The 10,727-nt window shown below is 57.7% G+C and carries 11 protein-coding genes; 3 read left to right on the plus strand and 8 right to left on the minus strand.

Features of this window, described 5'->3' with window-relative positions; translation table 11 throughout:
• Positions 1–68: 68 nt before the first annotated feature.
• From RUM_RS11620 to RUM_RS12260, 8 genes are all read right to left on the minus strand, one after another.
• Positions 69–1,388 carry a thymidine phosphorylase gene (locus RUM_RS11620; protein WP_015559283.1) on the minus strand — a complete coding sequence of 440 codons (1,320 nt, stop codon included), beginning with the start codon at positions 1,386–1,388 and terminating at the stop codon, positions 69–71.
• 96 nt (positions 1,389–1,484) lie between these two features.
• On the minus strand, positions 1,485–2,573 hold the full coding sequence (locus RUM_RS13285) for a SpoIID/LytB domain-containing protein (protein ID WP_049775553.1): 1,089 nt from the start codon (positions 2,571–2,573) through the stop codon (positions 1,485–1,487).
• A gap of 274 nt (positions 2,574–2,847) precedes the next feature.
• The gene (locus RUM_RS11630) at positions 2,848–4,341 is read right to left on the minus strand and encodes a class B sortase (RefSeq protein ID WP_015559284.1); all 1,494 of its coding nucleotides are present in this window, start codon (positions 4,339–4,341) and stop codon (positions 2,848–2,850) included.
• Positions 4,338–4,898, minus strand: a complete 561-nt coding sequence (locus tag RUM_RS11635; protein ID WP_015559285.1) for a CinA family protein — start codon at positions 4,896–4,898, stop codon at positions 4,338–4,340. The genes RUM_RS11630 and RUM_RS11635 overlap by 4 nt, the downstream gene beginning before the upstream one ends.
• 52 nt (positions 4,899–4,950) lie before the next feature.
• A complete protein-coding gene (thiI, locus tag RUM_RS11640; RefSeq protein WP_015559286.1) occupies positions 4,951–6,126 on the minus strand; it encodes a tRNA uracil 4-sulfurtransferase ThiI in 1,176 nt (391 codons plus the stop codon).
• A gap of 16 nt (positions 6,127–6,142) precedes the next feature.
• A complete protein-coding gene (locus RUM_RS11645) occupies positions 6,143–6,370 on the minus strand; it encodes a helix-turn-helix transcriptional regulator (protein ID WP_015559287.1) in 228 nt (75 codons plus the stop codon).
• A complete protein-coding gene (locus RUM_RS11650; protein WP_015559288.1) occupies positions 6,358–6,681 on the minus strand; it encodes a DUF6442 family protein in 324 nt (107 codons plus the stop codon). The genes RUM_RS11645 and RUM_RS11650 overlap by 13 nt, the downstream gene beginning before the upstream one ends.
• A gap of 66 nt (positions 6,682–6,747) precedes the next feature.
• Positions 6,748–7,716: a CPBP family intramembrane glutamic endopeptidase gene (locus RUM_RS12260; RefSeq protein ID WP_015559289.1), complete on the minus strand. Its 969-nt coding sequence runs from the start codon at positions 7,714–7,716 to the stop codon at positions 6,748–6,750.
• Between the two features lie 138 nt (positions 7,717–7,854).
• On the opposite strand from RUM_RS12260, the gene RUM_RS12265 reads away from it, so the two are divergent.
• The 3 genes from RUM_RS12265 to RUM_RS11670 are packed head-to-tail and all read left to right on the plus strand — an operon-like array spanning position 7,855 to position 10,541.
• On the plus strand, positions 7,855–8,628 hold the full coding sequence (locus RUM_RS12265) for a hypothetical protein (RefSeq protein WP_015559290.1): 774 nt from the start codon (positions 7,855–7,857) through the stop codon (positions 8,626–8,628).
• A gap of 9 nt (positions 8,629–8,637) precedes the next feature.
• The gene (locus tag RUM_RS11665) at positions 8,638–10,029 is read left to right on the plus strand and encodes a peptidoglycan-binding domain-containing protein (RefSeq protein ID WP_015559291.1); all 1,392 of its coding nucleotides are present in this window, start codon (positions 8,638–8,640) and stop codon (positions 10,027–10,029) included.
• Between the two features lie 14 nt (positions 10,030–10,043).
• Positions 10,044–10,541 (plus strand): peptidoglycan-binding domain-containing protein, encoded by a 498-nt coding sequence (locus tag RUM_RS11670; RefSeq protein ID WP_015559292.1) that lies wholly within the window; start codon positions 10,044–10,046, stop codon positions 10,539–10,541.
• The last annotated feature ends 186 nt before the right edge of the window (positions 10,542–10,727 follow it).

Consider the following 10,727-nt stretch of genomic DNA (forward strand, 5'->3'; position numbering starts at 1 on the left):
GAAATAGCACGCAGATTATAAAAAAACGCACAAAAGGAACAGGTCACCAACCCAAAAAAGAAGGCAGCCTATCCGGCTGTCCCCTCCGTATCGATCACCTGCCGCAGCAAGGGCTGCACCCGGGGCTGCGCCTCCCCGATGGGCATTGCCCCACGCACCCGGACGGCAGCGGCGGAAAAATCCGTCACGCCCGTGGCATACAGCGTGGCAAGGGGCATACCCGGCGTCACCGGATCCCCCACTGCACAGTGCAGCTTCAGCCCGGCGGTGGGATCCAGCACATCCTCCGCCTTCCGCCTGCCTGCCCCCAGCTCCATAGCCGCAAGACCGATCTCCTCGCTGGCGATCCGGGTCAGATACCCTGCCCGATCCGCCGTCACCGTCAAGCTGTTTGCCGGTTGGGGCAGCCGCTCCGGATGCTCCGCCACTGCCGGATCGCCCCCCTGGCATTGCAGCATCCAGGCAAACCGCTCCAGTGCGGTGCCGGAATCCACTGCCTGCTCCGCCGCTGCCAGGCACTGCTCCAGGGTGCCCCTGCCGCACATGGTGAGCATGTGGGCAGCCAAAGTCAGGCTCAGTTTTCCCAGTGCCGTGTGCCGCTGTCCCTGCAAGACGGAAATGGCCTCCGCCACCTCGATGGCGTTGCCCACGGCACTGCCCAGGGGCATATCCATATCCGTCACCACCGCCCGGCATCGCTTCCCGGCAAGCTTTGCGGTGCGCACCATAGCCTCCCCCAGCTGCACCGCCTCCTGCTCCGTTTTCATAAAGGCGCCGCTGCCGGTTTTTACGTCCAGCAGGATGCAGTCCGCCCCCATGGCAAGCTTCTTGCTCATGATGCTGGCGCAGATCAGGGGGATGCTGTCCACCGTAGCGGTCAGATCCCGCAGAGCATACAGCTTCTTGTCCGCCGGCACCAGATGGCCGCTCTGTGCCACCACGGCGCAGCCTGCCCGGTTCACCGTGTCAATGAACCGGTCGTAGGGAATGGCGGTGGAAAAGCCCGGAATGCTCTCCAGCTTGTCGATGGTGCCTCCGGTGTGGCCCAGCCCCCTGCCGGACATTTTCGGCACATAGCCGCCGCATGCGGCAACCACCGGCGCCAGGATCAGCGTAGTCTTATCCCCCACCCCGCCGGTGCTGTGCTTGTCGGCTGTGGTGCCGTGGATCCCGGACAGATCCATCCGGTCTCCGGAATCCCGCATGGCAAGGGTCAGCTCCAGGGTCTCCGCCGGGGTCAGGGACTGAAAGCACACCGCCATCAGCCAGGCGGAAAGCTGATAGTCCGGAATGTCCCCGGACACGCAGCCGCTGACCAGAAAGCGGATCTCCGCCCCGGTCAACGGCTCCCCCCGCCGGGTTTTCATAATCAGATCATATGCACGCATGGAAATCCCTCCTTTTGTTTCAGCATACCACAACGGAAACAAAAAAGCAAGACAATGAAAAACGCAGAAGGCATCATGCCCTCTGCGTTTTCAGAATTATTCGCCGTAGACGCATTCCATCTTGGGAGATCTCAGTCCCAGCATGGTGCGGAACCGGTTGCCCTTGATGTTTACCTGGCCGTCAATGTTTACAAAGGAAACATAACCGCCCTCTCCGGTGGTGAAGCTGATCCAATTGGAAGGATCCTCGGAAAGCTGAATGCCCAGGGCATTTTCCAGAAGCTTTCTCATTTCTTCTGCGGAGTAGCTCTGCCGAAGCCCGTAGTAGGGATCGCAGGCTGCGTCGTATTCGGAATCCACACTTCTCAGATACGGGATATCTGCTGCAAATACATCAGAGCAGGAGGCGGAGGATCCGCCGGAAGAAGCGTAGAAGGTAGTCAATGCGTAAGCGCCGTTATAGGTCAGCGCCTCGCCCAGCACGGATTCCACCGCACTGATGACGTTTGCCGGAGGATTGGCCTTGCGCCGCAGGTCATGACCGTTGTTGCCGTAGTACTTGATGTAGGTGTAGGCTGCAACCGCCTGTGCCTTCATAGCCTCCGGGTTCATGGTGCTGCCGACTTCGTTGTACACGACCTGGGAAACCAGATCCAGTACGCTGCCGCTGGCACCAGCCACCGTAATGGTTTCGGAACCTGCCGTCTCGGTGTTGATCAGGCTGGTACCCGGATAATAATGCTCCAGGATCTGCTGATAATTCATTCCTGCGTAGCTTGCGTAATAGTTGGCGCCGTTCTGGCTCATGCCAACCCCGTGACCGTAGCCGTATGTGGTAATCACAAAACTGCCCGGATCCGGATTTGCTGCGCCCAGCTCTGCTGCCTGAGGGGGATCTCTCCGCTCACTCTGGTCAACATTTTTATTTTCAATGTCATCGTCCGTAACCGTTTCGTCGGTATCGGTCCATTCATAGCTCACGGGCGTCAGGCTTGCGTCATAGTCCGACAGCTCAGCCTTCCACCAGTTTGTTACTTCATATTCCTCCACAGAGCACGTGTTCTGAAGTTCAAGTGTTTGTTCCGCAGCCGTTGCACCCGTTGCCGGCACTGCAGCCACTGTTGCATAGCTGAACAGCAATGCAAGCGCCGCTGCGACACTTTTAATTCGTTTTCGAACTTGCATATAAATCTCCATCTCGCCGATGAAATCATCGGATTAAATTTCCCCCAAGATGTTGGAAGCGGGGATTGAAATAAACTCAGTCGATAGTACGTTCCTCCATTCACAAATTGCCTTCATTTTGCGCCGCATTCACAAAGCTGTCCGTTTTGAAAACGTGAACGCTCATGTGCAAAATGCGTCCGGTCGTTGCTTTTGTGTTTGCTGAAATCTGCCCCCTCTGCCGGGAGTCGGGTTTCTTTGGATCTCCGGGCACTCTCGTCCGTGCCCTGGGGATCTACTCGTCTGCTTCCTCCGTTGTTTCCGCCGGCTCGTTGTCGTCACCGGTGGTGGTGACTGGGCCGTAGGGAACAAACTCGGCGTCGGGATCGTAATTGTTCTTGTTCCACCGATAATAAATGGTCGGCCAGAGAACGTTGGGATTCTGCTGGCTTTCCTGGGTCCCTGCATAAGGATCCTCGTCCGGGCGAACCATTCTTGCCATCACGATCAGCCGTGCCTCGTCAAAAATGCCGCTGCAGGTGAACAGGGTAAGCAATTGGTCCCCGTACTGGACGTCCACTCCGTTGGTCTGGAGGGCACGCCGCTTTACGTTATTCACGTAGTCGTAGAACTCCTCTTCTGATGAAAAATTCAGAGTGTTCCAGCAATCAAACTTTGTTTCGGATTCGTCCTCAGCGTCGATGATGAAAAACCCGAAAATCTTGTAGGTATAGGTCTGATAATTGGAGCAAAGTGTGATGAGGGGATGCTTTGAATAATAACCCCAGTCGTTCCTGTAGTTCTTCAAAGAACCGAACATCGACAAATTGTCCATATTATGCCCGTACACAACCAGATTCGTGGAATTGTCACACACACGCTTTCCGTTTTCCACCCGATCAAAGTTGTTGCGGTAGTCCAGGTAGAGTACGCCGGCATCAGAATGCTCTCCGTTGAAGTTTCTGTAAAGGTAATAGTCATTTCCATCATCACTGCGTCTCTGCACGATGGGATAGTTTACCTTTGTGCCGGGAATGCTGATATAGCCTACCGCGTCGGCGTTCTGAGCCAACAGCCTTTCGCCCAGCTCACTCAGTTCCATGGTCTCCGACACCGATCCCTGCTGAATCTTGGTGGGATCTACGGTGTCCAGGGAGATCTGTTCAATCTCCCGCTGGAGCTGATCATACAGCTTCTTGCTCTGGTGCAGCCCCCAATAATAGGAGGAAATCAGTTCCAGACACACGCTGAATGCGATCACCGAGATCAGAAACACGATCTTCCGGGTGACCTCCAGGCCGCTGTCGCCTTTCCACGGGAACAAGCCCCGCAGAACGTCCTTATAGGAAAATTTCTTGCGCTTGGGTTTGGTTTTATTCGGCGCACCCTGCGCCTTGGTTTTTTTGTCGGTCCTCGGCTGATCCGTTTGCGCGGTTTGCGCATCCGGCTTCGCTTCGGGCACAGCCTCCTGTGCAGCCTCCTGCTTTGCCGTTCCGGTCATTTCCGGCTGCGGCTCCAACGCTTCCGCCTCAGACACCGCCTGCTCTGCTGGTTCCTCCGTTTGCGTCTGGGAGGATTCCTGCTGCTGGGCGGATGCAGCGGACTGCTCCGCCGGCTGTACTTGTTCTGTACCGTCCGAAAACGTGCCGCCCGGCTCTGATGCCGAAGCGGGCTCCGCACCGTACTGCTCCCGGGACTGCTCCGCAGGCTGCTGTACCGGACGCTGTGCATGCCGACCTTCCGTTTCTCGAAGGATGCTCTCTAACAGTTCTTCATCCTTGTTGCTCATTGATTACCAACCTCCGCCAATATGTGCTCTGCGATTCCGAATGCGCATAGGGCTGTGTGCCGCCGTATGCTGTTCCTGTTGATTGCGTCCAATTCCCACAGTCGCAAGCCGGACACCCACTCCGTGCTTCCAAACGCGAAGCCTACATAAACGGTTCCTACGGGCTGCTCCGGGGTACCGCCTCCGGGTCCTGCAAGGCCGGTCACGGAAATGCAAAGGTCTGCGCCGGATTTTTCTTTCAATCCACGCACCATTGCAAGGGCAACCTGTCTGCTGACCGGGCCGTACTGTGCAAGCATTCCCTCCGGAACGTTTAACAGCGTCTGCTTGATCCTGTTGGAATAGGTACAAACCCCAAGTTCAAAAACCTGCGATGCACCTGGTACAGAAGTAATCAATTCCGAAAGCAACCCACCCGTACAGCTTTCCGCTGTCGAAATGGTCATCGCTTTCAGCATCAATAATTGTACTACATTTGTAACCGTTCTGTCAAGATTTTGCGTGAATATTTCATGAGAATGTCCGATATTTTCGTATTCCTCAGCCCAGTTTTTCATAGAACCACCAATAAATAAGCGTTAATTATGATCTATTCGTAAATAAGCTAGATCAAAAATCTGTACGAATGATCTTCATGGTCGTATTGGTTACAGCCTCTGTAACCAGCTCCGTAAAGTCGAATGCCCCCTGTGCCCGTTCCACATCCTCCAGACGGGGACGCACCTTGGGGTGCCGGGGGGTGAATACGGTGCAGCAGTCCTCGTAGGGTTCGATGGAGGTGTCGTAGGTGTCGATCTTCCTGGAAATGGCAATGATCTCCGTCTTGTCCATGCCGATCAGGGGACGGAACACAGGCATCCGGCACACCGCATCCGTTGCGCAAAGCGCCTGCATGGTCTGACTTGCCACCTGCCCCACGCTTTCCCCGGTAATGAGGGCAAGGCACCCTTCCCGGTCTGCGATCTGCTGTGCCACCTCCATCATAAGCCGCCGCATGATAACGGTGAACAGCTCCTCCGGGCACTGATCCTTAATGGTTTCCTGGATTTTGGTAAAGGGCACACAGAAGAACGCCATGGAGCCGCAGTAGGGCACGATCTTCTCCGCCAGGGTTTCCACCTTCAGCAGGGCACGCTCGGAGGTGTAAGGAGGGCTGATAAAATGAATGGCGCTGACGCAGATGCCCCGCTTCGCCATCATATACCCTGCCACCGGGCTGTCGATGCCCCCGGACAGCAACAGCAACGCCCGACCGGAGCTGCCCACCGGCAAACCCCCGGCACCGGGACGGCGATCCGCATGCACATAGGCATTGGTGTCCCGGATCTCCACCGTAACGATCACCTCCGGATGGTTCACGTCCACGGTCAGATGGGGGAACTTGTCCAGCAGGATGCCTCCCAGCTCCCGGCAGATCTCCGGGGATTTCATGGGAAACGCCTTGTCCGACCGCTTTGCCTCCACCTTAAAGGTACGGGCACCGGACAGCACCTCCTCCAGGTATTCCGGCGCACGCTCCGCCACGGAGTCAAAGCGCTTTTCGCACACCAGCGCCCGGCACAGGGCGGCGATGCCGAACACCTTCCCCAGCCGTTCCATGGCGTCCTCCAGCACATCCTCCTCCGCCGGGGTGATGTAGATGGTGGACTGTGCCTTGGCGTAGGTAAAGCTGCCCAGGGGCTTGAGCCGCCGGCGGATGTTCTTGAGGAGGATATCCTCAAAGCCGTTCTTGTTCAGTCCCTTCAGCGCCATTTCGCCGTATTTTGCAAGTATGATCTCTTTCATGTGTTTATCCTTCCTATCAAGCCTCCGGCTGTTCCGGATCTTCAAAATAAAACAGGGTTTCAAAGGGCTGCTCCAGAGCGATGCACAGCAGCAGCGCCAGTCTTGCACTGGGGCAGAACTGGTGATTTTCAATGGAGCAGATGGTCTGTCGGGATACCCCCACAAGCTGGGCAAGCTCCCCCTGGGACAAATGCCGCTGAGACCGGGCATGCCGCAGCCGGTTTTGCAGGATCAGTTCCTCCATGCTTCCCCCCATCCGGTCAGGTACAGCACGCCGCTGACCAACGCCAGCACCAGAGCCGCAAGCCCCCATCCCAAAAAAGAAACCTTGCGCAGGCGCACAAAGCGGTACAGGAAGGAGGAGGCAATGGCGGCGAACACCAGAATGCTGTAGGGATAGAAGCTCTCCGACCGGAGGATGCTCCCCACCGTCAGCAGAAGGCACAGCCCCACACACACGCTGCCGGAAAAATTATAAGCGTCCAGATAAATTTGCTGTTCCCGCTCGTCCAGTCCTTCCCGGCGGGATCGTTCCAGGATCTGTTCCCGTTTCATAGCACACCTCCGCTGTTCTGTGATATAAATAGTATACCACAGCCAGCGGAGGATGTCAAGTAAACTTTACACTTTTCTTTTTTCTGCCTGCTCTCCCGTAAACAGCAGCAGACCGATGCCGATGAGCAGCATGATGGTGACTCCCACGCCGCCCTCCAGACCGAACAGTCCCCCGTGGATCAGCTCCCTGCCCTCCTTGGATACGAACCGGAGGGCGGTCACGTCCAGGGACATGCCGCTGACCTTGATGCCGAACAGGTTCCCCTGGGCAAAGTTCCAGAAGCTATGCAGTGCGCAGATGCCCCACAGGCTGTCGAACCGATACATATAATAAGCGGCGAACATGCCGAACAGGATCAGATTGGGGATCGCCAGCAGGGTCTTGCCGTTGTTCGCCATATGGGCAAGGGCAAAGGCGATGCCGCTGATGAGGGCTGCCACATGGGGATTGCATTTGCGCACCAGACTGTTGCAGAAGAAGCCCCGGAACACGACCTCCTCGCTCATGCCCTGCACCATCCAGCCCAGCAGCAGCAGGAAGAAAACGCCCCCGTTTCCACGGAGGGAGGAGCCGGCATACTCCAGCGACCCGGTGGATACCCCCACCAGCACAGCGCCTCCGATCATGCCCACACCCAGGGCAGCGCCCGTCAGATAATCCCGCAGGGCGTTTTTCCGGGCAAAGCCAAGGGAGCGGAGGGGGCGACGCTCCACATCCGTACAGTACACCACCGTAAGCAGAGTGGCAAGACCGGTGCAGAACAGTTGCATCGCCACCAGCCAGCCCGGCAGGGTAAAGCTGGTAGAAAACGCCATCACCGCTGCGCTGTCGCTCAGATCCACATGGGATATCAGCAACTGCGCCATCATATACGGAAAGGCCAGCACAGTGGGAGGTGCGCTTTCCACCAGCATCGCCACCAGGAATACCCCCAGAAAGAGCAGGCACTGGAGCACCGGGCTTTCCGGCGTCCGGGCGGATATCGTCCCCTGCATGGTTTCCGACTGACGGTAGCCGGAGATCCGCTTGTTCATATTGTTGTCCTCCTGTTTTCTTTTTTGGATATACATTTTGATTATAGCACATTCCGTTTTCCGTGTCAATTTGCATATGGGACAGAATGAGGTGCATATAGTGGAAGGAACACCATCTAACGATAGGAGGGAATCCACATGAACAAGGAAGAATTTGAAGCCGCCGCCCGGAAATACCGGGAGGAGCTGTTCCGACTCTATGCCCGGCAGCCTGCGCCCCCGGTTCCTGCGCCGCCGGATGCCCCACCCATGCCACGGATCACCCCGGAGCCGCCCCCCATGCAGACCCATCCGGCAGAAACTGCCCCGTCCGTACCACAACTCCCCCTTCCCATGCCTGAACCGGAGCCGGAGATGCCCCTGCCCCCGCCGCCGGAGCCGGTTACGCCGGATAATACTCCTCTGGGCTGGACGGGAAATTCCCTGCCCCCGGAGGTGGTGCTGTCCGGCACCGGTATGCCTCCCTCCCATGCCCCCGCATTCCCGGAGGCGGTGACGGCGGAGGCACTGGTGCGGGTGGGAGAAGAACCCCTGCCCCAGGGTACGGGCACATTGCTCATTACCGTGCGCACCGCCGACAGCGCCATACCGGTGGAGGATGCCGCCGTCACCATCACGGAGGATACCCCATCCGGCACTGACCTGATCGGCATTCTGAAAACCGACGAAAACGGAGAGATCCGCCCCCTGGTACTGCCTGCCCCCATGGGGGATCCCAATGGCAAGCAGGTGCCCTTTTCCAAGTACAGCGCCAGGGTGCAGGCAGATGGCTACCGGACGGAGCAAAGCGTGGATATCCCCATTTTTGCCGGGATCGCCTCCATGCAGGATTTCCTGCTGATCCCTCTGTCGGCAAGCGAAGCCGCCGGAACGGGAGATATCACCTACTACAACCAAGAACCTGTTTATTAGGAGGCAGCCATGGACGGAACACCCTTTATCCCGGAGCAGATCACGGTACATCTGGGCACGCCGGATTCCAATGCCCCCAACGTGACCGTATCCTTTCCGGATTACATCAAGAACGTGATCTCCAGCGAGATCTACCCCACCTGGCCGGAAAATTCCATGCGGGCGAATATCTACGCCGCCGTCAGCTTTGCTCTGAACCGGATCTACACCGAGTGGTACCGGAGCAGAGGGTATGACTTCGACATCACCAATTCCACCCAGTTTGACCAGGCGTTCGTCAACGGCAGAGAGATCTTCCAGCCGGTAAGCGTGCTGGTGGATGAGCTGTTCAACAGCTACCTGCGGCGGCGGGGGAATGTAGAACCTTTGTTCGCCGCCTTCTGCAATGGCACCACCGTTACCTGTGAGGGGCTGTCCCAGTGGGGCACGGTGGATCTGGCAAAGCAGGGGTTCACCCCCTACGAGATCCTGACCTATTACTACGGGGATAATCTGGAGATCGTGCAGGACGCCCCCATCGCCCCCAACGTGCCCTCCTATCCGGAGCGCCCCCTGCAGGAGGGGGACAGCAGCGACGATGTGCGTGCCATCCAGATCCGGCTTCGGCGGATCGCACAAAATTACCCGGCAATCCCGGTGATCCCGGACACGGACGGCGTGTTCGGCACCCCAACAGCTGCGGCGGTGGAGGAATTTCAGCGGATCTTCTCCCTGCCTGCCACCGGGGTGGTGGATCAGTCCACCTGGTACAGGATCGAGTACATCTACAACAGCGTCAAAAAGCTGGCGGAGCTTTCTTCCGAAGGAGAGCAGTTTGAGAACGTGCAAAAGCAGTATACGGAGGATCTGCGGCCGGGCATGGAAAGCATGCAGGTGAAGCTGGTGCAGTATTATCTGGCAGTGGTGGGCGCCTACTATGAGCAGGTACAGCCGGTAGAGATCACCGGATATTACGGGGATCAGACTGCCGCCTCCGTCCGCTCCTTCCAGCAGGTTTTTGGTCTGCCCCAGACCGGGATCATCAACCGTGCCACCTGGAACCAGCTAACGGACGCTTATCTGGGGATCGTGGCGGATCTGCCAGCCACCGGAGAGAATGTGATAGCGATTTATCCTGGCACGGTGCTGAAGGAGGGCACCACCAGTGAAGCCGTCCGGATCGCACAGGAGTACCTGAACTTCCTGCACGGGGTGTATCCCCAGATTCCGGCGGTGAACAATACGGGCTATTTCGGCCCGGTGACCCGGAGCGCCGTACTGGCATTCCAGCGGCTCATGGGTCTGGAGGAAAACGGTCTGATCGGCCCCATTACCTGGGATGAGCTGGCACGGGTCTATTCCGAGCATCGGTTCGGCTACGACAAGCGACCCTATCAGCATCCGGGTTATACTATTAAATAAGAGAGGGAGAAACTATGCCTTATACCGAAGCCCAGAAGCGCAGCCACATCCACGAGATCCAGAGCTATCTGTACATACTCGCCACCCAGGACGCCCGGATCCCTACCGTGACCCCGGACGGGATCTACGGGCCACGAACGGTCAGTGCGGTGCAGGCGTTCCAGAAGATCTACAATCTGCCTGCCACCGGGGAGGTGAATCGTGCCACCTGGGACGCCATTGTGCGGGCATACCGGAAGCAGACCGCCGAGCCGGATGCCCTGAACGTATTTCCCTCCGCCGGGTATGTGCTCCGGGAGGGGGACAGCGGCACCCTGGTGTACATTGTGCAGGCCATGCTCAACGACATCGGCAGCCGGTACGACAACCTGGCACCGGTGGCGATCAACGGCAGCTTTAACGCAGCCACCACCAACGCCATCCGGGGCGTGCAGCAGGCGGCGGATCTGCCCCAGACCGGTGCGGTGGATCGGGATACCTGGAATTGGATGGTAACGGCGGTGCAGTTCTGACCCGCCGCCCGCCCTGTCTTTTTTGTGCTTACCTGTTCCGCTCCCGTTTTTGATGCTCTGCGTGCTGCACTTGTTCCTTGCCGTTATGCTTTTTGTGACCGTTTCCTGTTGTGGGTTTCCTTATGGTCTGCGTGCTTGGGTCACGCAGGAGCGTTTTACCGATATCTTGGGGAGATGTGCGTGACT

It is taken from the genome of Ruminococcus champanellensis 18P13 = JCM 17042, assembly GCF_000210095.1.
Lineage (GTDB): Bacteria > Bacillota > Clostridia > Oscillospirales > Ruminococcaceae > Ruminococcus_F > Ruminococcus_F champanellensis.

Excerpts from the sequence above, each read along its gene's own strand:
- RUM_RS11620 (WP_015559283.1), bottom strand. The coding sequence starts at position 1,388 with ATGCGTGCATATGATCTGATTATGAAAACCCGGCGGGGGGAGCCGTTG.
- RUM_RS13285 (WP_049775553.1), bottom strand. The coding sequence starts at position 2,573 with ATGCAAGTTCGAAAACGAATTAAAAGTGTCGCAGCGGCGCTTGCATTG.
- RUM_RS11630 (WP_015559284.1), bottom strand. The coding sequence starts at position 4,341 with ATGAGCAACAAGGATGAAGAACTGTTAGAGAGCATCCTTCGAGAAACG.
- RUM_RS11635 (WP_015559285.1), bottom strand. The coding sequence starts at position 4,898 with ATGAAAAACTGGGCTGAGGAATACGAAAATATCGGACATTCTCATGAA.
- thiI (WP_015559286.1), bottom strand. The coding sequence starts at position 6,126 with ATGAAAGAGATCATACTTGCAAAATACGGCGAAATGGCGCTGAAGGGA.
- RUM_RS11645 (WP_015559287.1), bottom strand. The coding sequence starts at position 6,370 with ATGGAGGAACTGATCCTGCAAAACCGGCTGCGGCATGCCCGGTCTCAG.
- RUM_RS11650 (WP_015559288.1), bottom strand. The coding sequence starts at position 6,681 with ATGAAACGGGAACAGATCCTGGAACGATCCCGCCGGGAAGGACTGGAC.
- RUM_RS12260 (WP_015559289.1), bottom strand. The coding sequence starts at position 7,716 with ATGAACAAGCGGATCTCCGGCTACCGTCAGTCGGAAACCATGCAGGGG.
- RUM_RS12265 (WP_015559290.1), top strand. The coding sequence starts at position 7,855 with ATGAACAAGGAAGAATTTGAAGCCGCCGCCCGGAAATACCGGGAGGAG.
- RUM_RS11665 (WP_015559291.1), top strand. The coding sequence starts at position 8,638 with ATGGACGGAACACCCTTTATCCCGGAGCAGATCACGGTACATCTGGGC.
- RUM_RS11670 (WP_015559292.1), top strand. The coding sequence starts at position 10,044 with ATGCCTTATACCGAAGCCCAGAAGCGCAGCCACATCCACGAGATCCAG.